The sequence below is a fragment of the Paenibacillus sp. 01T442 genome, assembly GCF_056398345.1.
Map to the genome: position 1 here is coordinate 26,229 of NZ_JBFTPF010000012.1, position 24,667 is coordinate 50,895.

General features: G+C 48.7%; 18 protein-coding genes. 5 read left to right on the forward strand and 13 right to left on the reverse strand.

The window, feature by feature from the left end; translation table 11 throughout:
* Nucleotides 1-11: 11 nt before the first annotated feature.
* Nucleotides 12-461, forward strand: a complete 450-nt coding sequence (locus AC1DLM_RS12535) for an SRPBCC domain-containing protein (RefSeq protein ID WP_171638211.1) — start codon at nucleotides 12-14, stop codon at nucleotides 459-461.
* 62 nt (nucleotides 462-523) lie between these two features.
* Here AC1DLM_RS12535 and AC1DLM_RS12540 read toward each other — a convergent pair whose 3' ends face one another.
* From AC1DLM_RS12540 to AC1DLM_RS12555, 4 genes are read right to left on the reverse strand one after another with little or no spacing between them, the layout of a single operon-like run.
* Nucleotides 524-1,195, reverse strand: coding sequence for a GNAT family N-acetyltransferase (locus AC1DLM_RS12540; RefSeq protein ID WP_477570108.1), 672 nt, complete (start codon nucleotides 1,193-1,195; stop codon nucleotides 524-526).
* A gap of 15 nt (nucleotides 1,196-1,210) precedes the next feature.
* The gene (locus AC1DLM_RS12545) at nucleotides 1,211-1,885 is read right to left on the reverse strand and encodes a GNAT family N-acetyltransferase (protein ID WP_477570109.1); all 675 of its coding nucleotides are present in this window, start codon (nucleotides 1,883-1,885) and stop codon (nucleotides 1,211-1,213) included.
* 4 nt (nucleotides 1,886-1,889) lie between these two features.
* Entirely contained in the window at nucleotides 1,890-2,747 is an 858-nt protein-coding gene (locus AC1DLM_RS12550) for a carbon-nitrogen hydrolase family protein (RefSeq protein WP_441989672.1), read from the reverse strand.
* Nucleotides 2,748-2,788: 41 nt separating this feature from the next.
* On the reverse strand, nucleotides 2,789-3,778 hold the full coding sequence (locus AC1DLM_RS12555) for an acrylyl-CoA reductase family protein (protein WP_477570181.1): 990 nt from the start codon (nucleotides 3,776-3,778) through the stop codon (nucleotides 2,789-2,791).
* A gap of 196 nt (nucleotides 3,779-3,974) precedes the next feature.
* Between AC1DLM_RS12555 and AC1DLM_RS12560 the strand changes: the two genes are divergently transcribed.
* Nucleotides 3,975-5,564: a histidine kinase N-terminal 7TM domain-containing diguanylate cyclase gene (locus tag AC1DLM_RS12560; RefSeq protein WP_477570110.1), complete on the forward strand. Its 1,590-nt coding sequence runs from the start codon at nucleotides 3,975-3,977 to the stop codon at nucleotides 5,562-5,564.
* Between the two features lie 697 nt (nucleotides 5,565-6,261).
* On the opposite strand, the gene AC1DLM_RS12565 is transcribed toward AC1DLM_RS12560, so the two are convergent.
* From AC1DLM_RS12565 to AC1DLM_RS12590, 6 genes are all read right to left on the reverse strand, one after another.
* On the reverse strand, nucleotides 6,262-8,037 hold the full coding sequence (locus AC1DLM_RS12565; protein ID WP_477570111.1) for an ABC transporter ATP-binding protein: 1,776 nt from the start codon (nucleotides 8,035-8,037) through the stop codon (nucleotides 6,262-6,264).
* The gene (locus AC1DLM_RS12570) at nucleotides 8,030-9,811 is read right to left on the reverse strand and encodes an ABC transporter ATP-binding protein (protein WP_477570112.1); all 1,782 of its coding nucleotides are present in this window, start codon (nucleotides 9,809-9,811) and stop codon (nucleotides 8,030-8,032) included. The genes AC1DLM_RS12565 and AC1DLM_RS12570 overlap by 8 nt, the downstream gene beginning before the upstream one ends.
* Before the next feature lie 39 nt (nucleotides 9,812-9,850).
* On the reverse strand, nucleotides 9,851-10,294 hold the full coding sequence (locus AC1DLM_RS12575) for a MarR family winged helix-turn-helix transcriptional regulator (RefSeq protein ID WP_441989676.1): 444 nt from the start codon (nucleotides 10,292-10,294) through the stop codon (nucleotides 9,851-9,853).
* A 702-nt stretch (nucleotides 10,295-10,996) separates the two neighbouring features.
* Complete coding sequence (locus tag AC1DLM_RS12580) at nucleotides 10,997-12,574, reverse strand: UDP-glucose--hexose-1-phosphate uridylyltransferase (RefSeq protein ID WP_477570113.1); 1,578 nt, start codon at nucleotides 12,572-12,574, stop codon at nucleotides 10,997-10,999.
* Nucleotides 12,575-12,613: 39 nt separating this feature from the next.
* Nucleotides 12,614-13,612, reverse strand: a complete 999-nt coding sequence (gene galE / locus AC1DLM_RS12585) for a UDP-glucose 4-epimerase GalE (RefSeq protein ID WP_477570114.1) — start codon at nucleotides 13,610-13,612, stop codon at nucleotides 12,614-12,616.
* A gap of 1 nt (nucleotide 13,613) precedes the next feature.
* A complete protein-coding gene (locus tag AC1DLM_RS12590) occupies nucleotides 13,614-14,795 on the reverse strand; it encodes a galactokinase (RefSeq protein WP_477570115.1) in 1,182 nt (393 codons plus the stop codon).
* A gap of 221 nt (nucleotides 14,796-15,016) precedes the next feature.
* On the opposite strand from AC1DLM_RS12590, the gene AC1DLM_RS12595 reads away from it, so the two are divergent.
* From AC1DLM_RS12595 to AC1DLM_RS12605, 3 genes are all read left to right on the forward strand, one after another.
* Nucleotides 15,017-15,874: an AraC family transcriptional regulator gene (locus AC1DLM_RS12595; protein ID WP_441989679.1), complete on the forward strand. Its 858-nt coding sequence runs from the start codon at nucleotides 15,017-15,019 to the stop codon at nucleotides 15,872-15,874.
* A 319-nt stretch (nucleotides 15,875-16,193) separates the two neighbouring features.
* Complete coding sequence (locus AC1DLM_RS12600; protein WP_477570116.1) at nucleotides 16,194-16,769, forward strand: sigma-70 family RNA polymerase sigma factor; 576 nt, start codon at nucleotides 16,194-16,196, stop codon at nucleotides 16,767-16,769.
* Nucleotides 16,759-17,814, forward strand: coding sequence for a hypothetical protein (locus AC1DLM_RS12605; protein ID WP_477570117.1), 1,056 nt, complete (start codon nucleotides 16,759-16,761; stop codon nucleotides 17,812-17,814). The genes AC1DLM_RS12600 and AC1DLM_RS12605 overlap by 11 nt, the downstream gene beginning before the upstream one ends.
* Before the next feature lie 86 nt (nucleotides 17,815-17,900).
* On the opposite strand, the gene AC1DLM_RS12610 is transcribed toward AC1DLM_RS12605, so the two are convergent.
* The 3 genes from AC1DLM_RS12610 to AC1DLM_RS12620 form a co-directional block, all read right to left on the reverse strand.
* Nucleotides 17,901-20,972: a response regulator gene (locus AC1DLM_RS12610; RefSeq protein ID WP_477570118.1), complete on the reverse strand. Its 3,072-nt coding sequence runs from the start codon at nucleotides 20,970-20,972 to the stop codon at nucleotides 17,901-17,903.
* Between the two features lie 125 nt (nucleotides 20,973-21,097).
* Nucleotides 21,098-23,098 carry a methyl-accepting chemotaxis protein gene (locus tag AC1DLM_RS12615; RefSeq protein WP_477570119.1) on the reverse strand — a complete coding sequence of 667 codons (2,001 nt, stop codon included), beginning with the start codon at nucleotides 23,096-23,098 and terminating at the stop codon, nucleotides 21,098-21,100.
* A gap of 585 nt (nucleotides 23,099-23,683) precedes the next feature.
* The gene (locus AC1DLM_RS12620; protein WP_441989684.1) at nucleotides 23,684-24,667 is read right to left on the reverse strand and encodes an ABC transporter permease; all 984 of its coding nucleotides are present in this window, start codon (nucleotides 24,665-24,667) and stop codon (nucleotides 23,684-23,686) included.

A 24,667-nucleotide genomic window follows, 5' to 3' on the forward strand; every position in this document is an offset into this window, starting at 1 on the left:
TGCGAGCGATTATGGAGCTAAAGTATGAATTTTATATTGGTGCAAGCACGAAGCAAGTTTGGGATATTCTCATCACGCCAGAAGGTACTCGGCAAATTTTATTTGGCAGCGTGCTGCATTCAACTTTTGAAATTGGCTCGGATTATTCCTATATTGGTCCTGGTCAAGATGGCGATGAAACGGTGCATGTATATGGCAAAATATTGGCTTATGAGCCCGAAAAATTACTCAGCTGTACCGAGCATGCAGGTCCTTCCTATCGGGAGAACCATGCAGAGTTTGAATCACGCATGACAATGACCCTAGAAACCGTTGGAAACTGTACGAAATTGACGCTTGTGAACGATCAATGGACGCCAGACCACCCGAGCTTTGAGTCTACTAAAGCCAGCTGGTGGATGATTCTTAGCAACATCAAGACGCTAGCCGAGACGGGGAAAACGCTAGACTTCGGTTGGTAGACTTTTAAACCTAGAAAGAAGTAGAGGAGTCCATTCGGACTCCTTTTTATATAGCTCACACCTTACAGTGGCAGAAGCGCCAACTTCTCTTTTCCTTCCAAACCATCAACCATCGCTTCCCAAGCATGTGGCTTATTCGTAAGCACAGCATAATACCGCCGCAAGAATTGTGCCACCAACGCCGCACTAATCTCCGCCTGATCTTCATCCGTTGGCAGGAAACATAGATCCAGTTCCTCAACAGCTTCCCCATTGTTCTCCCAGGATGGGTGTACGTAGGAGAAATCAATTCGCTTGTAGCCAAGATGAGACAGCACCTCACGTCGAACGTAAGGGTCCATCGGCTTCACGCCACCAAAAGCATGCCCCTCGATCCGATATGGATCGTAAATCTCAGCGAACATCCCGAGCATAGGCTTTCCCGATTCTTCCGCAAGTCGCTCAAGGTCCTGCCAGCGTTTTCTCGCTAGAAACCGACCGATCCCAAGCCCTGCCCCACCAATAATGGTGAAATCCGTCATCGCCACTTGCCAATCCTCGTAATAGCGGTATTCCGTCGTACCGACCACTTTGCCTTCATGCACCGCAACAAAAACGCGAATGCCCGGGTCTTCTAACGGCTCTTTCCACAATGGATAATCCAGCACTTCCTCCGGCGGGAATACCTCTTTCATCAGATCGTGCATCGATCGAAACAACGGATCCTCAATACTCGTTATGCGTATGAATTCCATAAGGTCAACTCACTCCTATTTGTAATATGTAAAAGGATTCCGCCACTCCATCAACAGCGCATTATTCAGCGATTCCTCATCTTCCAAATACCCCGCAACCACGCCGACTGGCGTCCGTCCGCATCTTAGCAAAAAAGTGATCACCGGGTCCTTCATCGTCCCCGCCATTACGGCCGCCACGTAGCTGTCTGCACTCATCGCTTCCGCAACTTTGTGGTAGCCCGGCATCCGTCCGCCTCCCAGCAACCGTACCAACCCCAACTGAACGACGACCTCATACATGGACTGCATAAGCCACTTGCCTAAACCAAGCTTACGATACGCTGGCATAATGCATACATCCACAATGTAGAGTGTGTCCCCGTCTGGACGATGCGTGCGGATAGACCCGCTATCCGTCACTGTTGACCAGCTATGATCCGTGCTAGCCGCCATATCCTCACTTTCCACACGCAGTCCCGTAATCGAGCCCACAACCTGACCCGCCACTTCCACGCACAACGCTCCCTCTGGAAACCGAGTCACATGCTCTGACAGTTGCTCCTTCGTCCACCAGAGCTCAGAAGGAAACGGAGGTGGAAAACTCGCCTGCTGAACAGCAATCAACGCCTCGAAATCTGCCACGCCATACGTGCGAATGACTGCTTCCACGGGGATATCACCATCGAACACATAGAGATGTTTTCTCATGGCATTATGACCAATCGGTGTACAGGTCGGTTCGGCGGTCACGCCAGGTAGTGACGGAACCCCGCTCCCGAACGACTGCCAACAGTGAGAGGTCAAGATCGGCGGTCACAACCATATCGCCATTAATCTCCCCTTCAACGAGAATACCTTTAGGCGGGAACGGCACATCATTGGGCGTAATGACAGCGGCTTGTCCGAAGTTCGCTCTCATGAAATCAACCGTTGGTAAAGCGCCCACAGTCCCCGTCGTCACCACATAGATTTGGTTCTCAATCGTCCGGGCATGACACGTATATCGAACTCGGTGGAAGCCATGTCGATCATCCGTACACGAAGGAGCGAACAGCACATCTGCTCCACGGGCTCTAGCCATCCGCACGATTTCGGGAAATTCCACATCGTAACAGACGAGAATGGCAATTCGTCCTTTGTCCGTATCAAAAACCTGCAGCGAATCCCCCGCACCCATTCCCCATTCCTTTACTTCGGTAGGAGTAATATGCAGCTTCTTTTGCTCACCAATACGACCATCTGGATAGAACAAGAAAGCCGTATTAAACAGCTTGTCTCCCTCTGCCGTAATGTGCGTGCCGCCAATCAAATGCATGCCCGTTTGCTGAGCAAGTCCTTGAAATAAGTCGCGATAGGCCTCTGTAAAAGATGGGAGTGCTTCTATCGGCAATGCCTTGCCGTTCTCATCGCCAATGGACATCAGCTGTGTGGTGAACAACTCAGGGAACAGCACGAAATCCGCCTCAAACTCCTGGGCCACCTTCACATAATGCTCCACCTGTGCGGCAAATTCTTCAAAGCTGCTTATCGTATGCAAATGATATTGAACAGCGGATACCCGCATTTTCATGATTCCAACACTCCTCCACCTCATAATTCAAAACGAAACCGTTACAGCCGAACCAGCACCCTGCCTCTGACCTTTCCTTCTAACACCAGCTGCGCAGCCTCAGCAACCTCATCCAACCGGGCTTCCTTATAGACCGTCTGCTCGAGCAGCCGTGGCTTCAGCTCCGTTGCCATCCTCTCCCAGAGCGTCTTTCTCACTTCTGACGGACAATAGACCGAATCAATTCCGAGTACATTCACACCTCGCAGGATAAAAGGATACACCGTCGCCGCAAAATCCCCGCCGCCCGTCAATCCGCTCAGCGCCACGGAGGCGCCGTATTTCATGCGGCTGAGCACGTGCGCTAGCGCCGAGCCTCCCACAGGATCAACCGCCCCAGCCCAATACTCCTTGCTGATCGGCTTACTCTCGGCAGGTGAAAGCTCCTCCCGCGACAGCACCCGCGTCGCACCAAGCTCAAGCAAATACGCATGGTCAGCGGACTTCCCTGTGCTGGCCTCTACTTCATAACCGAGGGCGGCGAGCATCGAGACGCTGCTGCTGCCCACACCACCCGTAGCCCCGCGCACGAGCACGGGTCCCTGCTCCTTGCGCAGCCCATTCTGCTCCATTCGGTGAATGGACAGGGCTGCAGTAAATCCCGCCGTGCCGAGAATCATCGCTTCGCGATGAGTCAGTCCTAGCGGGAGTGGCACGACCCAATCGGCGGGGACGCGCGCATACGCGCTGAACCCGCCGAAATGCCCTGTGCCCAGCTCGTAGCTGGTCACGAGCACCTCATCGCCCTCGCGATAGCGGGGATCTGACGAGGCCACGACCGTACCCGCCAAATCGATGCCAGGTACCATAGGGTACTGGCGCACGACTCGCCCCGATGGGCTGCAAGCCATCGCATCTTTATAATTAATGCCGGAGTAAGCGACGCGGATGGTCACTTCCCCAGCGGGTAAATCCGCCATGCGTAGTTCTTTTATTTTGCAAGAAAACTGATCCTGTGCTCGCTCCACAACTAGTGCGTTAAAGCTATCCATATTCAGCGCCTCCAAGCTATTTCTCACCACTACACTTGATGCTATTAGTTTACTAAATTTTGTATCTCCTTTCCATTCTTGTATCCCTTCCCTTCCAATCATATTTTCCATAAGTTTCCTATGACCCCACGCAAGGATGTGATACCATTAAATCGACAATTTATCTACTAATCCTACAAATACTGGAGTGTAACTCATGGATCCTACACTAACCATGTTCATTTCACTTATCGCGACCTCGGGAGTTTTCAYAGTCTTTCTGTGCATGTATGCCTATATCAAACGCAAAGAAATCCCCGGTGCCTATACATTCGTCATCTATACAGCAACACAGGCTATTTATATTTTTGCTCATGCTTTTGAAATGGCCAGCGATACGTTAGTCGAAGTAAAACGATGGACGATTCTCGAATATATTGGCATCGGGGCCGCTCCTGCGATTGGTTTACTGATTGTCATGCAGTATGTTGGCTTGAACTTGACTCGTAGTAAGATCGCGGCGCTCTTCGTCATACCTGCCATAACCTTCGTTATGGTGATCACGAATGATTATCATCATTTATTTTATAAAGACATGTATTTTCGCGAAAATATACCATTCCCCACTACGGATATCGTTATCGGACAATATTACATCGTTCATGGGGCTTATATATTTGGATGTATGCTTGCGGCGGTCGTCTTGCTTCTGCGCAGATGGCGTCAAACGAAAAAAGTCTACCGTTTACAGCTCGTAACCTTAATCATGGGACAATTCATGCCAATGACAGGTGCTTTCGTCTATCTGATGGGCCTAACACCGTATGGCATTGACCCCGTACCTATGATTCTTTGTATAACTTCTGCCATGTACATCTGGGCGATTGTGTCTACAAGGATGTTGACGGTTATTCCGATTGCGAAAGATCGTATTTTTGAAAGTATGCGGGAAGGCGCTATTGTCTTGGACTTCGCCGATCGGCTGGTAGACTTCAACGGTGTCCTTAGCTCAATGTTTCCAGGATTAACAACCGATATGCTTGGACTAACGCTCGATGAAGCTTGGATTCAGTTGTCGGGTACGCCGTTTCCCGTGGCGCGTTCACAAGACGGTGCGCAGGAAGAATTTAGTTGGCGTGCAGCCGATGGCAAGGAATTCTTTTACCAGATCCGTTCCTCTGTTGTACGGGGACGCAATGGGGAGCCGATCGGGAGCCTACTGATGCTGATCGACGTCACCGAGCAGAAACTGCTCCAAGATCAATTGGAACAGTTAGCCTATTATGATGGCTTGACGAAGCTGCTGAATCGGACGGAGTTTCTCCGTCGGAGCAGGATGATTTTGGAAGGAGATCAGAATGGCGAGAAATCGACGTGCATCCTGCTCTTCGATATTGATCATTTCAAGAGCATCAATGATACTTACGGTCACGATGTGGGCGATCTCGCGATTCAGCACGTGGTGAAGGTGGCGAAGCGACTTGAGGCCGACGTGCCTAGCGTGCTGATCGCTAGGTACGGCGGCGAGGAGTTCGTCATGGCATTTCCTGCTTGCTCGCTGGATGAGGCAGTCTTTCTGGCTGAACGGGTTCGTGCACAGCTCGCAGTGGAGCCGATGAGCGGCAGCTTCGGATCGATTGCCGTAACTGCGAGCTTCGGATTAACGCAGGCAAGCCATCGCGGAGACAGCTTGGAGATGCTTCTGAAGCATGCGGATATGGCCCTGTATCAGGCCAAACGGGCAGGCCGGAATCAGGTGAGGGTATTTGACGGACCGGTGGAAGCAACGTTCGGCAACTCTCGGTGAGCATTAACTGTAAAAACTACAGCTAAAAATGGCTTATCTCGGTGATTTCTAAGTTTAGATGGAAAAACTACAGCTAATTCTGACAGATAAGGGCTTTTCCGCTGAAATGGCTAGAATTAGCTGTAGGAAATCCAGTTAATCTACGCAACGAGGGAAATGTAGCCGAATTAGATGGAGAAAATCCAGTTAGTTGGCGGGTGGAGAATGGCGGTGGAAAGTAGCGAGGGCGGGTGCTAGCACCTTCAAGGGGACCAGTGACAGACTGATTGACTGGCCGATGGAAGCGACGTTCAGCACCTCACGGTGAGCATTAACTGTAAAAACTACAGCTAAAAATGGCTTATCTCGGCGATTTCTGAGTTTAGATGGAAAAACTACAGCTAATTCTGACTGATGAGGGCATGACGACGGAAATGGCTGGAATTAGCTGTAGGAAATCCAGTTAATCTACGCAACGAGGGAAATGTAGCCGAATTAGATGGAGAAAATCCAGTTAGTTGGCGGGTGGAGAGTGGAGAGGACGGGTGCGAAGGGGATTGGTGGGGGACTACGGGGAATGGTGCGGGATTGGATGGGACTGGCGAGGAATAGTGCTAGCACCTGCAAATGAGTGGCAACTGGCTGATTCACGATAAGCAAAAAGGAAGTTCCCCTCCACGGGAACCCCCTTTCTATTTCTTGCCGGACTCCACGTCCGTCAAAGTGAACTGGTTTCGCTGAATTGGCTCGCATACAAATCATAGTAATGCCCACGAAGCGCCAGCAGCTCTTCGTGCGTACCGCGCTCCACGATCTCGCCGCCGTGGATGACCAGAATGACACTCGCTTCGCGGATCGTGCTGAGCCGGTGGGCGATCACGAAGCTCGTTCGCCCCTTCATGAGCACACCCATCGCTTGCTGGATGTGCTGCTCGGTGCGCGTGTCGACGGAGCTCGTCGCCTCGTCGAGCACAAGAATCGCGGGGTCGGCGAGAATCGCCCGCGCGATCGTGAGCAGCTGCCGCTGGCCCTGACTCAAGTTGCCGCCTCCGGCGGTCAACTTGGCGTCATAGCCGCTCGGCAGCTTGCGAATAAACCCGTCCGCGTTCGCAAGCTGCGCGGCGGCTTCCACTTCTTCGTCCGTCGCGTCTAAGCGGCCGAAGCGGATATTTTCTCGGATCGTCCCCGAGAACAGGTAGACATCCTGCAGCACGAGGCCTAGCTGGCTGCGTAGGCTGTCTTTTTCCATCTCACGAATGTCTAGCCCATCGATTGTAATACTGCCCTCATTTATATCGTAGAAGCGAGTTAGCAAATTGATAATTGTGGTCTTGCCTGCACCCGTAGGGCCAACTAGAGCAATCAAATCGCCTGGCTCCGCAGTAAACGAAACCTCATGCAACGTGGGCACTTCGTCCGTGTAGCTGAAGGAAACGTTTTGAAACACAACTTCCCCCTTGACATCTGTTAGCTGGACACCCTCTTTACTCGATTCGTACTCCGTCTCATTATCCATCACTTCAAAAACTCGCTCCGCACCCGCAATTCCCGACTGAATCATATTATACTGGTTAGCTAGATCGTTAATCGGACGGCTGAATTGCTTCGAATAGTTCAAAAAGCTGATAATCACGCCAACCATCGTCCATCCCCTCAGCACCATCCAACCGCCGATAGCAGCCAGTAAAATGAAGCTAAAATGATTGATCATATTCATGCTCGGCCCCATCATTCCCGAGAGCTGCTGCGCACCAGTACCAGCGACTCGAAGCTGTTTATTGATTGCAGCGAGTTGATCGACGGCAGCGGCTTCGCGTTGGAAGGTTTTCACAACCTTTTGCCCAGAAATCGTCTCCTCAATTAAGCCATTCAACTCACCGAGCCGCTGCTGCTGCTCTTTGAACAAACGTTGGGTATGTTTCGTGATTTGCTTGGTTGTGAAAAGCACGATCGGAACCGTGATTAATGCGATGAACGTAAGCCAGATATTCAGAGTAATCATCATGATCAAAGACCCGACAATCATAATGATGCTGGTCATAATTTGCGTTAAATTTTGACTGAGCGTAGTCGCAACGTTATCGACATCATTGGTTGTGCGGCTCATGAGTTCCCCATGTGAAGTCTTGTCAAAATAGCTAATGGGCAGCTTGTGCAGGTGGCGAAAAAGATCCTGTCTCATTTGCCACACGGTCCGCTGGGATACCCCAGCAATCAGATAGGATTGGATCCAAGATGCGGCCCCGCTGACTACGTAACAGCCCAGCAGCAGGAGACAGAGCCCCAGCAGTCCATCCCGGTCTCGCGGTATGATGTAGTCGTCAATCGCTCTGCCGATTAAAAATGGCCCGAGCAAGGCAAGACCGCTGCCGAGAACTGTCAAAATCGCAACGGTGAGCAGCCCGGTACGTTGAAGCCTCAGATAGCCCCACATGCGAAGGAGGGTTGCGCCGATGTTTTTCGCGCGTGGTTTGCGCGTTTGCTTGTTAGCCATGCAGTGCCGCCTCCTTCCCTTGCTGGGAGTTGTAAATATCTTGGTACAGCTGGCTTGTCGCCAACAGTTCCTCGTGTGTTCCTCTCGCAGCGATACGCCCCTCATCTAGGACAAGAATTTGATCGGCCTGCAAAACGGAGGAGACACGCTGTGCGATAATGATGCGTGTGCTGCCTGCCATCAACGCTTGCAGAGAACGCTGGATGCGTTTCTCCGTGCCCAAATCAATTGCACTCGTACTATCATCCAGCACAAGTAATGGGGATCGCAAAAGCAAGGCCCGAGCTATCGCTATTCGCTGCTTTTGACCACCAGATAGGTTCACGCCTCGTTGGCCCAACTTGGCTTCATAGCCCTCAGGCAGTTTGGAGATGAAGCTATCCGCCTCTGCTGCTTGAGCCACTGCCACCATCTCATCTTCCGATGCCCCTGGCTTGCCGAAAAGAATGTTGTCGCGAATCGTCCCGCTAAACAAAATAGACTGCTGCAGCACGATACCGATCTGGCTACGCAGTTGCTCTACAGGCAGCTCTTTCACATCAACGCCATTCAGGCGAATATGTCCGCTGGAGGTATCATAGAGTCGCGGGATCAAGCTAACCAGGGTAGATTTACCTGCGCCAGTTGCCCCGAGAATGCCGATCGTTTGACCAGGCAGTGCCTTGAAAGAAATATCCTTGAGAACTGGCTGATCGGGAGCTGTCTCATACACGAATGAAACCCGTTCAAATTCTAACTCGCAGCCCACCACAGTGGATGATGTAGCCGATTGGTGCAGGTATGGTTCAAGTAGCTCTGATTTTTCTTGATCCTGTGCAGGCTCATTCGGATCCACCTTCGTATCCAGCACCTCTCGAATCCGTTCAGCGGAAACTTGCGCGCGGGAAATATTCATCAGCGTATTCGTAATGGAAACAAGCGAAAACAACACTTGGCTGATATAAATGATGAATGCGGCCAAGTCACCGATGGCCATCGAACCGCTCCACGTTTGAGCACCGCCAAACCAAAGAACGGCAACGATACTTATGTTCAAAATCAACGTCATCAGCGGCCCGCTTGTTGCCAAGGCTCGCGCGGAGCTAAGACTAGCGTTCAACAGGTCCGTGTTCGCATTGCCAAAGCGGGTACGCTCGAAGGCGGCGCGAACAAAAGCTTTGATCACACGAATGCCCGTCGTGCTCTCTTGCATAACCGTGTTTACGCGATCGATCTTCGTCTGCATCTGGCGAAAAAGCGGTGTAGAGCGTTTCATTAATAGATATAAAATGACAAATTGAATCGGTACAACCGCTAGGAGGATCAAGGAAAGTCGTGGTGAAATGACCACAGCCATGATCAAACTGCCAATAAGCAGTGACGCTTCACGTGTAAATTGACGTAGTAAAATTTGCAGGATGTTCAGCATCTGCATCACATCGCTGGTCAAACGAGTGATCAGTGAACCGGTCGAGAATGTATCCAACTGTCGAAACGACAAGGATTGGACTTTCTCGAATACGCTTAATCGCAGGTCAGCACCGAAGCTTTGGGCCACTTTCACTGTGAAAAATGTACAGCCCACTCCGCCTATTAGACCAATGAGGGCGACGCCTAACATATGCAAGCCTGTCGACCAGATCAATGCCAGATTCCCCTCAGCAACACCGTGATTCACAATGGTCGCCATGAGGCGAGGCTGCGATAAATCCATACATACCTCCATCACCATCAGCAAGGGAGCGAGCAGCGTTATGAACCAATACGGTTTAACGAACGATCGTAGTTTCCACATAACAGGATGTCCCCTCTTTTTGTTTGTCGGCTAACTAATTTATTCCTCTTTGGGACGGAGATTATCTTTCATTTGAAGCAGAAGGCGGCGAAACAGCAGCTTTTCCTCAGGTAAAAAATGCGCAAAAGTCATCTCATCCGCCGTCTGAATTGCTTCTTTAACATGCACGGTAACTTCCTTGCCCTTCTCGGTCAGATAGACACGCGTAACCCGTTGATCGTTCTCATCAGGACGGCGTTCGACGAGGCCGGTTTTCTCCATGCGGTCAACCATGACGCTTAATGTCGCCCGTTTATTATGAATGCGCGAGGCTAGCTCGCTATGGCTAAGTCCGTCCTCTACGGACAATGCCAGTAATAGAGGCGGCTGCCCTGGATACACATCGTAGAGATGAATAATTTGATCAATGGTATGCCGGTGCATTTTCAGCAAATGTGACATCAAATGGGTTAGAGATTCTGGATTATGGTGATGGCGAGACATTCAAACGCCCTCCTTTTTAGTTAGTCGGCTAATTAATATTTTAGGTAGCGTTGCTTGTCCTGTCAATACGATTTTTTCCATTTACACGTGTGCGAGTATGGTGATAGGAAGTTGGGATGATTAGGAGGCTGGTATGGAGGAAGATTGGAGATGATGTTGTTGGTGCGGGTGGGTTGGGGAGTAATTGGCTTGTTCATGGTGCGAGGTGCCAGGTTGGGTATAGCGCGTCTGTTGGTGCGGGCGGTTGGAGAGTAGTTGGCTTGTTTCTGGTGCGGGTGGCGAGTTGGGCATAGTGCATCTGTTGGTGCTGGCAATTTAGGGAGTAGTTGGCTTGTTTCTGGTGCGATGGTGGCGGGGTGGGTATGGTGCGTCTGTTGGTGGGGGTAGGTTGGGAGTAATTGAGTAGCCAGCAACCAATTAGATGGAAAATCTCCATCTAATTTCTCTCTTTTCTCATGAAATTTCAGATTAGATGGATTTCCTACATGTAATTTCGCCCATATAGCGCCATAAGTGAGAATTCAGGGAAATTAGCTGTACATTTTCCATCTAATCTCCAATTGCGTGTGTTTCCCACGAAATTAGCTGTAGTTTATCCAGTTATTTCTGCACAACTGGAAAGATGTAGCGGACCCGCGCGACCACTTCGCGGCGCGCGCACAAAAAAATCCCTGGTCCACTGACCAGGGATTCCGCCTTAACCTACTGCTGCGCGAAGCCCACCGCAGCCAAAAACCTTCCGAACGCCGCTTGCCCGGCTTCGTCTCTCTTGAAGACGCCTGCGTCGAGCAGGACGTCCATGAACTTGCTGCCGACCTCGGTCTGCAGCACCGCATTCGCCGCGTCGGCCGTCAGCGACGCGCCGTGCTTCGCGAGCAGCTCCGCGATCCAATCCGCATGCTTATGCAGCGGATGTCCAGCATCTGCGAGCGTCTCGCGGCTGAGCTCGGCTTCGCCGGTGAGCAGCTTGGCGATCGCCGCCAGCTCCTCTTGCAGGCGGCCTGGCAGCACCGCCAGCCCCATAACCTCAATCAAGCCGATGTTCTCCTTCTTGATGTGGTGTAAGTGCTGATGCGGATGGAAAATCCCATCCGGATGCTCTGCGCTGGTGCGATTGTTCCGCAGCACCAGATCAAGCTCGTACTCGCCGCGCGCGTTGTTGCGGGCGATCGGCGTGATCGTGTTATGCGGCACGCGCTGTCCGTCCTTCTCGCTGAACGCGAGGACTTCCGCTTCCGCATCACTGTAGGCACGCCAGTCGTCGAGCAGCTTGCTCGCCAGCTTGTACAGCTGTTGCTTGTTGTGCCCGCTTAGGCGCAGCACCGACATCGGCCACTTCACAATCGCGGCCTTCACGCCTGCAAAGTCTGCATGTGAGAATGCTTTCTCACTTGGAGCTTTTTCCATCGGAAACTTGTGACGTCCCCCTTGGAAATGATCGTGATTCAAGATGGACCCCCCAACGATCGGCAGGTCCGCATTTGACCCGATGAAGTAATGCGGGAACTGTTCGATGAAGTCCAGCAAACGGTAGAACGTATTTGCCGTTGTTTTCATCGGAATATGTTTCTCATGGAAGATAATGCTGTGCTCGTTGTAGTACACGTAAGGTGAATACTGCAAGTACCACTTCTCGTTATCCAACTCGAGTGGGATGACGCGCAGATTCTGTCTAGCCGGGTGATTCACACGACCTGCATAACCCAGATTGTCTACGCAGAGTAGACATAGAGGGTAGCTGCTTTGTGGCAGCATTTTGAGCAGCGCAATTTCCTTCGGATCCTTCTCCGGCTTAGACAGGTTAATCGTAATTTCCAAATCCCCATACGATGTTTCAGCTAGCCAGTAAGCATTCTTCGCAATACGATCCATACGAATATAGTTGGAATCAATGGATTGCTTGTAGAAATAAGCCGTCGCCGCTTCCACATTCTGAGTTTTCGCGATCTTCCAGAATTCACTTACCACCTCGGAAGGACGGGGCATCATGAGTCCCATAATGCGTGCGTCCAGCAAATCGCGGTACGTCATCGTGTTCTCTTCCAGTAGCCCTGCTTCCCAAGCTGCATCTAGCAGCTCTTCCAGCAAGCCAACCGGACTGCTCAATTTCTCTGCAGGCACTTCGCCTTGGAAAGGCTCAGCAAGACCGAATAAATCCAATAAAGCATTACGCGATGTATACACATCCAACTGTTCGATCAACCMGTTTTGGGTAGCGAACTGCAGGAGTCTTTCTATGGTTAACGCTGCAGATTGCGGCGTTTGTAATGTGCGTTCCATATTGCCACTTCCCTTTCTTGTGAAAACCTCAACCTCACGTTAAACGTTCACTTCAGCTGCGTACCCCTTCGGGTGCTTCTGGTGCCAGTTCCACGCGCTCTCAATGATCGCTTCCAAGGAATCCAAAGCTGGCTTCCAGCCAAGCTCGGCTCTTGCACGCTCCGAGGAGGCGATTAGCGTTGCCGGATCTCCGGCTCTACGAGGCTCAACTACCGCAGGGATCGCATGACCTGTGACCTTGCGCGCGATATCGATCACTTGCTTCACGGAGAAGCCTGTGCCATTGCCAAGGTTATAAATGTTGCTGTCCGCACCGCCGCGCAGCTTCTCTACCGCAAGCACGTGTGCGCTCGCTAGATCGCTAACGTGGATGTAGTCACGTACACAAGTACCGTCTTCTGTTGCATAATCTTCGCCGAAAATCGAGATATGCGCTCTTTGACCCAGCGCTACCTGCAAAATAATCGGAATCAGATGCGTTTCCGGGCTGTGATCTTCACCGATTTTGCCGCCTGCATGGGCGCCAGCTGCATTGAAATACCTTAATGAAACATATTTGATACCATGCGCAATATCGAACCATTTCATCATTTTTTCCATCGCCAGCTTCGTTTCGCCGTACGTATTCGTTGGCAAGGTACGATCGCTTTCAAGGATCGGGATGTTCTCAGGCTCGCCATATGTCGCAGCCGTCGATGAGAATACGATGCGTTTCACGCCGTATTGCGTCATTTTTTCAAGTAAACAAAGCGTTCCGTACACGTTATTGTGGTAATATTTCGCTGGATTGGTCATACTCTCACCAACGAGCGAATTCGCTGCAAAATGAATGATGGCATCGATATTATTTTCAGCAAAAACCGTATCCATAAATTCCCCGTCACGTAGATCGCCAACGTATAGTTTACCGCCAAGTACTGCGTCCTTATGACCTTGCTGCAAGTTATCGACGATAACGACTTCTTCACCTTTGGCCAGAAGCTCTGCTACCGCATGCGATCCAATATAGCCTGCTCCACCTGTAACTAGAATTGCCATTTTACAACGCCTCCTCAAGTTGCTCTACACCGTTGCCAATATCGCAAACATAGAAGCTTGGTGTTAGCCCTGTAATGCCCGTATACTCTGCGCCTACTTGGTCGATGAACGTCTGAACACTGTCTTCATGCACCAAGGAAACCGTACAGCCACCGAAGCCTGCGCCCGTCATTCGTGCCCCAAGCACACCCGGCACCTTCAATGCCGCTGCAACCATCGTATCAAGCTCCAAGCCCGTTACTTCATACAGGTCACGGAGGGAATCGTGGGAACCAATCATCAGCTTACCGAAGGACTCCAGGTCATTCTTCTCAAGTACTTCGATGGATTTCAAAACACGATCAATCTCTTCCACAACATGCTCCGCTCTGCGGCGAACCGTTTCGTCTGGGATCAAGTGTTTATATTCGTTGAACTGCTCTAGATTCAGTTGACCAAGCAACGTGATGTCTGGGAATTGCTTTTGCAAGTAAGTAACCGCCTGCTCGCATTGACTTCTTCTCTCATTGTAGGCGGAGTCGACGAGACCTCTGCGTTTGTTTGTGTTGCCGATCACAAGCTTATAGCTGCCGCTTTGAAAAGGAACATGACGATACTCGAGCGTATCGCACATCAAGAGGATTGCGTTGTCTTTCTTGCCATTCGCTACAGCGAATTGGTCCATGATGCCGCAATTTACGCCAACGAATTGGTTTTCTGTTTCTTGTGCGAGCAGCGCGATTTTGACTGTATCGATCGGGTACTTTTCTAATGTTAGTAAGCTAAAAGCTGTAACAACCTCGATGGAAGCTGAGGAAGAGAGTCCTGCACCATTTGGAATTTCACCGTGGAACAAAAGGTCATAACCTTGCGTCACTGGGAATCCTGCTTTCGCTAAGTGAACGAAGATGCCTTTCGGATAGTTGATCCAATCATCCTCTTCTTGATAGGACAAGTCGTCTATGGAAATTTGTTTGCGAAGCGCCAAATTCGTAGATGCGAAGCCGATCACGCGATCTTGTCTTGGACGAATGATCAAGGTCGTTCCGAACGTCAAAGCTGCCGGGAATACATAACCGCCGTTGTAATCCGTATGCTCGCCGATCAAATTCACTCGACCTGGAGCGTGAAATGCTGATATTTTCGCAGCAGTTTCTCCGTAAATTTCAATAAACGTGACTTTTAGAGCTTGCAAATCTGCCATGTGTGGCACCGCCTTTTGTATGATTGGTATGTTTGCTTGGTTGTTGTTAGATATGTTGTTTGTGTAAGTTTATAACTTAAGTATAAGAGATGCGCCAAGGATTGGCTATGGAGGCATGTTATTTTCACATGGAAAAATGTGATTTGCAGTTTCCTCTTTATGTGAGATATATGATACAGTGAAGGGAACGAATGGTCTTTGAACGGAGATGAGGAAACGTCATGCAAAAGCCTGAGAGTTATTATGTAGTATCGAACCCTCTTCCTGCTGGGGAGAGTGATTTCACGGTATTATTCGCAGGGGAAAGTCAGACCAAGCCAGAACATCGTCTTGGACCGAAGGTCTATGACTATTACTTAATCCATTATGTGTTATCAGGCCGAGGCGTATTCTCTTCACATGGAGAAGAGTATGCCATTGGCGCTGGCGACAGCTTCGTCATTGAGCCGGAACAACTGATCAGCTACGTTTCTGATGAGCTAGATCCTTGGCATTATTGTTGGATCGCCTTTACAGGTGTACAAGCGGCAAAGCTCGTTGGTGTGGCGGGCCTCACGCCCGCGAACCCCATCATCCATATCGCGCGCAACCGGCATATGCCTGTGCTTTTTCGTCAGATCCAGCTCGCGCTCAAATCCAAGAAATCCAATGCACAGCTCAAAGCGACAGGCTACCTCAGCTTGTTGCTCGGCGAGTACTGCGAAGCCATGTCTGCCCCTGTGGTAGCAGGACTGGTCACGGAAGACGAGAGCGACCGCATCGTGCAGCAGGCGATCCATTACTTGTCCACGCAATATGCAGAGCCCATTACGATTGAAATGATGGCGGAGAGCCTAGGCTATAATCGCGCTTATCTATCGCGCATGTTCAAGAGGCACACCAAGGTGACGCCGGTGACGTTCCTGCTCAAGCTGCGCGTGGACAAAGCACGCCTACTGCTGCGGGAACGGCTAGAGCTCACGATCGAGCAGATCGCTGCGTCAGTAGGCTTCTATGACCCGCTGTACTTCTCCAAGCAGTTTCGGCGCTGGTATGGCGTCTCGCCAAGCGAATATCGGAATCAGATCAAGTTGCTCTGATCCGAATTCTTTTTTTCTAAATGAAAATAAAACAGCGGTAGCCTAGGACTCCAGCTTCTCGTCCATGGCTGCCGCTGTTTCTTGTATCGGGAGATGAAATAAATCTATAAACAATGACCGAAAATGAGAAAACCTCTATCGAGGCCATTCAAAGATGAGCGACCGCGTTTCGATGAAGGTTTTAACGCCAAATAGAAAGACGTTTTCGGGAACCGAAAACTTATACATTCTATTGTGGTAAAAAAATTAAAATAAAACCGAACCTTTTTCCGATTGAGAGACAATATAGGGTGTAAGCTAACTCAGGAGGGCCCTCCGAATGCAAAATGAATTCATGTACCAATTACTTATAAAAATGAAAGATGGAGATCAACAGGCGTTTCATGCGATGTACGATGCCACCTATCAAGACATCTATCGGACAGTTTCCTTCCTGGTGGATCATCAGCAGGACCGAGAAGATGTCATGAATGAGATCTATATGCAAATGTGGACCTCACTTGCTAACTACGATACGAACCGTCCTTTCCACTTCTGGCTACACGGCTTGGTCATTCGTCAGGTGCAGAGGTTTCGGGTCAAGAGGTGGCGGAGATTCCGAATTTTCGAACGCATCCGTGCTTTCTCGCGGGAAGAGCCTCATTGGGATCAACATACTGCTTTGATGGATGAGACGAATCACATGATATCGCAATCCATGCGAATACTGACCGATAAACAGCGGACAGTGATTATCTTTCGATTTTTTCACGACTATACGCTTGAGGAAATTGCAACTCTGCTTGATATACCGCTAGGTACAGTCAAGTCCAGATATCATGCTGCTCTCCAGGCACTTCGAAAAACTATATGGAATCTCCCCCTGGAAAGGATGGAACAGATCAATGACTATTGAAGGCAAAATCCGTGAACATCTGCACAATGAGGCAGAGAAAATAACGTGTCCCCCGGCCATTTCTAAACGAATAGAACAATCCTATTCGGACTATTTCCAACCAAAAAGGAGCAAAATAAACATGAAAAAACGACTAATTGGTGGCATCGTTGCTGCTGCACTTTTGATTCCGACCGCAGCATTCGCTGCCCCTACCCTAATTGAAATGCTTACTAGAACACCAATGACTGCTGAACAAGTTAAAGTAGATAAGGTTGGCCATGCAACACTCGAGAAGCTGTATAGCGCCTTTCCCGAAACAAAATCGTTCGAGATCATCGATGCTAGCCAAGTTCAAGGTGTTCAAACCAGCATCATACTCCAGGAAAAAGGTGGAACTGGAAAAAAGTTCATCCTACATACCAACAGCAGTACAGGTAAGATTGAACATGTGAATCAAGAGAATTGGGAGCCTAAGGACAAGCCACTCATTGCTTTAAACGATCAGGAAATCAAGGCTAAGGTAGATTATCTCATTACTAGCCTGTATGGCCACATCGAAGAGTACGAGTTTGCTATGGAGCAAATGGAGAACCCAGAACAAAAAACGTTGATGTTGAATTACTCTAAAAAGGGATCAAAAACACCGTTCTATCAAGTATTTGTTCAAGGTAATACCATCAGTCTTTCTCTGATAGGAGGCGAGACAACAGCTTCAACTATGAAAGTAGAAGGCTTATTCTCTAAAGATGGTAAACCTGATTATTTTGCTGATGCTTATTTAAATGATGCAAACCTGCTTTCTTTACTACAAATTAGCGCAACAGAATTAAAAGAAGAATTAGCTAAAGGTAAATCTGTTGTAGAAATTGCAGCAGCTAAACAAATCTCTAAGCAACAAGTGATTGATGTCATTGCACAAACGCAAGCCGGTTTACAAATGCAAGGTGAAAACAATGGTAATACTCCTAAAAGCAATTCTTCCATTGAGCAAATGTCAAAAGCTATTGAACCAAAAGTATCACAAGTAATTGAACACAAAACGGAAACACCCTTGAAGAAATAACTAATCCCAATAGCCTCAACTCGCAATGATGACCCGACAAGAGTGGCATTTCCAAAAAAATGTCACTCCTGCGGGTCATTTGTCATTTATTTCTCTTGAGCATTTGCTGCCAAATACGCGATAATGGCCTGATTAACCTGCTCCAGCCTTACCTCGGCAGTTTCCAAAAGCTCCTCCAGCAATCCGACTGAACCCTGATGGATCGCCGTTTGAAGCTCATCAGCTGTATGACTGAGCGGCGTTGCTCCGATGTTGGAAGCCACACCTTTCAGCGTATGAGCTAGCATCAGCGCTTCGGGATAGTCTATGTTCTTAATCGCCTCTCGTATCTCATCTATGGCGTTCGCGTGATTCGCTGCAAACTTGTGCAAAATCCGCTCGTAGAGGTTCGCATTTTGTCCACGGCGCCCTAGTGCCTCCGCCGCGTTCAAGACAGGCAGCGCCTCTATTTGCTTCGATGCTGCGACTTCAGCATACCCTCTCCCACGCGAGCTCTGAATCGTTCGCTGTAAGACGCTGAATAGCTGAATAGGTTCAAACGGCTTGGAGATATACGCATCCATGCCAGCTTCCATGACCTGCTCCTTGACTCCCTGCATAGCATCAGCAGTCATCGCGATAATCGGTGTCTCTTGATCGAAATCCCTTATATTTCTCGTCGCCTCAAAGCCGTCCATGAGCGGCATCTGCAAATCCATCAAAATGGCATCATACCGCTTAGTAGCAACTCGTTTCAACGCTTCGATGCCATTCTCTGCCACGTCTACATGAATGTCCATCTCCTGAAGAATGGCCTGCGCAACTTGTTGATTAATTTCATTGTCTTCCACTAGCAAGACCTCCGTGTTACGGAGCATGTGCAGTTTCTTGGTTTCACTCTCACCCTGTGGCGATGCGATCTTCATCTGCAGCTGCTCTTGGAACAAGTTCGTTATCTGGTTATATAACTGCGACTGGCTCATTGGATAATAGAGCAGCTTTTTCACAGATGCTGACTGAAATTTCAGCTGAAGCTCCGACTCATGATACGAACTGATCAGTACGATCACTTGCACGGGTGTCGCATACTCCAGTTTTATTTTCTCAGCCAAGGTGTGTGCTTTCTCATCCTGAAGCCTCCAATCGATCATAACCAGATCATAACGACCGTTAGTGCTAATTTGTTCCAAGGCGCTTTGAGCGGTATCTACGGCATTAACAATGAATTGGAACTGTTCCAGCTGACTCTTCAGAACAAGCCGCATTTCCTCGTCATCGCAAATGAGGAGCACTCGCAGAAATTTTAAATAGGAAGCTACTGGTGCACTGAATAAGTGCTCAGAGCCTACTTCGAACCTCACTGTGAAGATGAAAGAACTCCCCCTCCCCAGCTCGCTCTCGACGTGAATCTCCCCTTGCATCAACTCTACGATACTCTTACTGATCACTAGGCCAAGGCCTGTTCCCCCGTATTTGCGGGTCGTTGACATATCGGCTTGTGTGAATCCGTGGAACAATAATGCTTGCTGCGCAGGTGTCATCCCAATGCCTGTATCTCTTACTTCAAATCGAAGTGAAACCCCACTGTCATCTTGTGAAGAAACACTTACCGCAATCGCGATTTCACCTTCATCCGTAAATTTTAAAGCGTTATTCACCAAATTAAGTAAAACTTGATTCAATCGGAACGGATCACCATTCAAGACTTGAKGGACCTCATGATGGATGGAGAAATGCAGCTTTAACCCCTTCTCATACAGCGAAAATCCGATGATATTTGATATATTGCTCATAATTTCATACAAATCAAAATCGATACGCTCCAGCACAATCTTCTTCGCCTCAATTTTCGAGAAATCGAGAATATCACTGATGATCGTCAGCAAGCTTTTGGCCGAGAGCACCGTCTTCCCGACGTAATCCTTCTGCCGCTCCGTGAGTTCCGTTTGCTGGAGCAAATAATTCAATCCAATGATGGCGTTCATCGGTGTGCGGATTTCATGGCTCATATTCGCCAGAAATTCACTTTTCGCCCGATTAGCAGATTCGGCGGATTCCTTGGCATCAGCAAGAAGCAAATTCTTGGTTTCCAGCTCTGATGTACGTTCCTCCACCAACACTTCAAGGTGATCTTTGTACTGATTCAGCGTCTCTTCGGCCTGCTTACGTTCGGTAATATCGACACCCGCAAAGATAACGCCGCCCACTTCTCCGGTTTCTGTCCAAATCAAGTTATTGCTCCACCCGTATAGGCGCTCTTCACCTAATTTATCTTCGATGAGCGATTCAAAATAGTCCGACAAAGCATCGCCTTCCATGAATTCTTGGTAGCGCTCTTTCCGCATTTCTACTAGATTCTCTGGCCCACAAACTTCAAACCAATTCTTACATAAAGTATCAGTTTCCTCATAACCTAGCACCGAGTATCCCTTGCGGTTCAGCAACTCTATTCTGCCATCTCGGTCCAAAACGACAATCATGACATCAATGAGATCGAGATAGCTTCGGGCTTTCTCTTTCTCTTTCATCAACTTCTGTTCGCCTTTTCTTCTCACAGAACGCGTCTGCAAGGCAAGAGCAGCCCCAATGGCAATCGCCACAATCGTGAAAATGCTCCCCATCCAAAGTACTAACTCACGCTGATTGGAGGTCCGATCTACATCCCTTTGGGTTCCCATCAAATTGTAATCAATCCACTTATGTAAGCTCGCATCGGCTTGCTCTCGTTTCGGTGCAAGCTTGTCCAACAAGGTCTTCCCCATGATATAATCACCAGATTGGACGGCATCAATGATAAGCTGACCCTTCTGCAAGTAATCTATCGTTTTATCCGACACTTCCATATAAATCTGTTTTTCACTCTCGGAGTTGATGAAAGACTCGTAGCCTCGATACTTCTCATCAAACTGTCGACGGACATCCTGATAAGAGGTAATCAAGGTAAGAAGGGCATTCTTATCCGTTTCGAGCAACATTTTATGCAAAAGAACTCTTTCTTGTGTAATGAGCTCTTGCATCTCTACAATTCTAGCAATACTCGGCATCCAATTCGTCTTGACATGGTCAAGAGTCCCCTTCAGGGCAAACATCTGATAGAAGTTCGTTCCAATAACTGCTATTAATAAAGCAATGATGATGATAAAAGTCCACATCGACTTCATCAAAGTAATCGCTTTCATTTGTAATCACCCCTCTTTGCCGATTATAACATAACACCTATGGCTATAGTATAAAAGGACTAATGGCACGCACCTTCTTTACGTAAAAAACACCTCTTCCGACAAAAGGAAGAGATGTTCTACCGTTATTTCAACCGAAATTGGCTGATTTGCTCTTGTAGTTCCACTGCTAGCTCGCTAAGTGACTCTGACGATGAAGTAATTTCCTCCATAGACTGCAGTTGCCCAGATGCTAACGATGAAATGGATTGTAACTCATTTAATCCCTGCTTAACGATACGGACTGTTTCTTGTGAAGATGCTGCAACTTCCTCTGTTCCAGCGGAAATCTGCTGAGTTGCCGCCGAGACTTCCTGGATCTGGTCATTAACCATCTGTATGGAGCCATGAATGGAATGAAAGACATCTCCTGCTGTCTCCACTAGTGCGGACCCCTTCTCGACTTCGGCTAAACCACCTTGCATGGCAGTAGAGGCCTCTTTCGTTGCATGAATCGTTTCCCCGATCATTGTGGTAATGTCCACCGTCGCCTTACTGGTTTGTTCAGCAAGCTTCTTCACCTCGCTGGCCACAACTGCGAAGCCTCTACCATGTTCCCCTGCTCTTGCTGCTTCAATCGATGCATTTAAGGATAACAGGTTCGTTTGTGATGCAATCTCAGAAATAACACCGACAATTTGCCGTATTTGTTCCGACTTCTCCTCCAAATCCCGCATAACTCCAGCTGTCTGCATAACAGATCGGCTAACACTGTTCATTTGAGTAATGGCCTGCTGGATCTCAGCATTCCCACGAATAACTTCCTGAACAACATTTTGTGCTGTTTCCGAAACATTGGCAGAGGACTCGGCAATTTTCTGAACACCTGCTGCCATCTCACCCATCGCAGTTGCTACTTGCTCTGAGGCTTCGTAGTTCGCTTCAGAACCTTGCACAACTCCTTGAACAGCTTGTTTAATGTGGTCGGATGCTCTCGTTGACTCGCTTGCGATCGCAGTCAACTGCTCCGAAGAAGCAGCCGTATGTGAAACTGCATCCGATATTTTAGTAATCATCGCGGAGAAAGCATTCAGCATAGCATTAATGTTGCTGCGCATGACGGCGATTTCGTCAGTCCCCCGTTCGCTCAATCGACTGGATAAATCACCTTGTCCAACTTGCTGCATAAGTGAGGAAATCGTTAGGATGGGGCGAATGACCATGCGAGATATAACGATAGCTAACGCAGCAACAAGTAAGGCAGAAATAACGACGATCAAGTAACTTACATTCCTAATATGATCTACTTTCTGGAATACTTCTGATTCTTCAGCAGTTAGGAGCAGCTTCCAGCCTGTCACTTCAATCGTATTGTAAGCAGCGGATTTCGCAGTCCCGTCTGGCTCCTTGTACTTTATATAGCCTTCCTTTTCGGCGAACACCGTTTTTTTATAAAGATCTAGCTTCTCAGGCGTGGAGGATTCCTCCAATTTCTGACCTGTTTTCTTGGGGTGTACCAAGTACGTCCCACTTGGCGAAAGCAGATACCCATAACCCGTCTCTCCAAAAACAATCATTTTCATAATAGACTGCATTTGCTCCGGACTCACGAAGGCCTGTACAATTCCACGGAAGACGCCGCCGTTATCAACCAGAGGGACATCAATGATGAGGATGCTCTTGCCCGTGCTTTCCTCCTTAATGATATCGGAAACAGCCACTTTCTTCTCTGCTGCGGCTTTTTTATAATTCTCAAACTTGGTGGTGTCGACCTTGCCACCTGCTGTATCCATAGACATACCCTTCGCATCTACATAAGCATAACGATATACTTCTGGATCGCTCTCCGCCATCACCTTCAGTACAGGCATAACCAGCCCCACATCGCCACCCATAAATTCAGGGTGCGTCTTAACAACGGATTGTATAGAAGCAATTTTACTATTTAACCAGGAATTGATTTCGGTCGTATTAAATGCTGCCATTTGTTTCTGATGCTGCATCGTTTCTGATTCAATGGTGGAAGTGGACTCGGAACTTAAAATGAGCGTAGAAATAAGAAGTGGAATAATGGATACCACTAATAGCAGTAACGTCATTTTCATTTTCAGCGACTTCATACGAAATAGATTTCTCATAACAGGCATAATGGAGTCCTTCCTTACTAAATAAAATTTTAAATTAAAGAATTAGGTATGAGGTCATTCGCCTTTTTTCGACAATTATCCTTCAAATTTCGACATCTTTACACAAAAAAAACGCATCCGCCGTACTTCAAGGACGGAGCGTTGTTTATGGAGAAATACAAGAAAAGGGTTGTACGGCAACCACGTTGGCGCTCCTCTCTCGTGCAGGGATGCGGGCAGCCGTGGACCAAACACTAGAGTAACTGTATTTTGTACAGCTAAGTTCACGTCTATTTCGTGTTTCCGTGATTTAACTAGAAATTATCCATGTAATTTCAAGATTTCAAGAGAATACGGATGAAATCGAATGATTTAACCACATAATAAATTCCATCAAATCGTGAAATTCGGAGGAATTTGCGATAATTAACTGTATGTTTTCCATTTAGCCGGGTGGGAAAGCCGAAATCAGATAAAGTGAAGTCTGATTATAGATGAAGGGGAAAGCTTCGCTTACCCAAACCCAAAACATATAAATTTCTTTTATGTCAAAAAAAACATGCATTGCCTTGAGATTGCTCTCTGGCTTTGCATGTTTCATTTACGCTATCTCTTACCCGGATCGTACGGCTCACCCAGTGCGGACGGTGCTTTCGCACGTCCCACGGCCCCAGCCAATACGAGGATTGTCAGTACGTAAGGCAGCATGTAGAGGAATTCCTGCGGGATGTCTTTGGAGAAATCGAACAACCGCATGAAATTGTTTAGCGCTTGCGCCATCCCGAAGAATACCGCGGCGCCCAGTGCGCCAAATGGATGCCATTTGCCGAAAATCATCGCGGCCATTGCAATAAAGCCTTGACCCGAGATCGTGTTATGCGAGAACGCACTCGTTGTCGTTAGCGTGATCGTCGCCCCGCCGAGACCGCCGAGCAGACCGCTGATCAGTACAGCGAGATAACGTACGCGCTTCACTTTGATCCCAACCGTATCCGCGGCACTCGGATGCTCACCAACGGCACGCAGACGCAGGCCGAATGGTGTTTTGAACAACACATACCATGTCACGAAGACTAGGATTAACGCAATATACGTCGTCGGATAGGCAGTAAAGAGTGCATAGCCGATATACGGAATCTTGGAGAGAAGCGGAATTTCCCATTTGGAGAATACATCGTTCAGCGTTTCGGTTTGACCCGCACCATTGAACAATACTTTCACCAAATACAACGTTACGCCAGCTGCCAAGAAGTTGATAACCACACCACTGATAACTTGATTCGCTTTGAACGAAATCGTCGCAACCGCGTGAATCAAGGCGAAGATCAGAGCGAATAGCAGCGCGCACAAGAGTCCAATCCACGGGGACCAGATCCCCATGTTTGCTTCTTCCGCGTAGTAAGCGCCAACCGCGGAAGCGAATGCGCCGGAAACCATCAGACCCTCGATCCCGATATTGACGATACCGGAGCGCTCCGAGTAAATCCCACCTAAAGCCCCGAAGATTAGCGCTGTGGAATACACCAGCGTTGTATTAATAAGTTCACTGAATTTCGTGAAGAACGCATTAAGCATACTGAGCAGGTCCAT

Coding starts and splice junctions, on each gene's coding strand:
- AC1DLM_RS12535 (WP_171638211.1), top strand. CDS start 12: ATGGAGCTAAAGTATGAATTTTATATTGGTGCAAGCACGAAGCAAGTT.
- AC1DLM_RS12540 (WP_477570108.1), bottom strand. CDS start 1,195: ATGGAATTCATACGCATAACGAGTATTGAGGATCCGTTGTTTCGATCG.
- AC1DLM_RS12545 (WP_477570109.1), bottom strand. CDS start 1,885: ATGAGAAAACATCTCTATGTGTTCGATGGTGATATCCCCGTGGAAGCA.
- AC1DLM_RS12550 (WP_441989672.1), bottom strand. CDS start 2,747: ATGAAAATGCGGGTATCCGCTGTTCAATATCATTTGCATACGATAAGC.
- AC1DLM_RS12555 (WP_477570181.1), bottom strand. CDS start 3,778: ATGGATAGCTTTAACGCACTAGTTGTGGAGCGAGCACAGGATCAGTTT.
- AC1DLM_RS12565 (WP_477570111.1), bottom strand. CDS start 8,037: ATGGCTAACAAGCAAACGCGCAAACCACGCGCGAAAAACATCGGCGCA.
- AC1DLM_RS12570 (WP_477570112.1), bottom strand. CDS start 9,811: ATGTGGAAACTACGATCGTTCGTTAAACCGTATTGGTTCATAACGCTG.
- AC1DLM_RS12575 (WP_441989676.1), bottom strand. CDS start 10,294: ATGTCTCGCCATCACCATAATCCAGAATCTCTAACCCATTTGATGTCA.
- galE (WP_477570114.1), bottom strand. CDS start 13,612: ATGGCAATTCTAGTTACAGGTGGAGCAGGCTATATTGGATCGCATGCG.
- AC1DLM_RS12590 (WP_477570115.1), bottom strand. CDS start 14,795: ATGGCAGATTTGCAAGCTCTAAAAGTCACGTTTATTGAAATTTACGGA.
- AC1DLM_RS12595 (WP_441989679.1), top strand. CDS start 15,017: ATGCAAAAGCCTGAGAGTTATTATGTAGTATCGAACCCTCTTCCTGCT.
- AC1DLM_RS12600 (WP_477570116.1), top strand. CDS start 16,194: ATGCAAAATGAATTCATGTACCAATTACTTATAAAAATGAAAGATGGA.
- AC1DLM_RS12605 (WP_477570117.1), top strand. CDS start 16,759: ATGACTATTGAAGGCAAAATCCGTGAACATCTGCACAATGAGGCAGAG.
- AC1DLM_RS12615 (WP_477570119.1), bottom strand. CDS start 23,098: ATGCCTGTTATGAGAAATCTATTTCGTATGAAGTCGCTGAAAATGAAA.
- AC1DLM_RS12620 (WP_441989684.1), bottom strand. CDS start 24,667: ATGGACCTGCTCAGTATGCTTAATGCGTTCTTCACGAAATTCAGTGAA.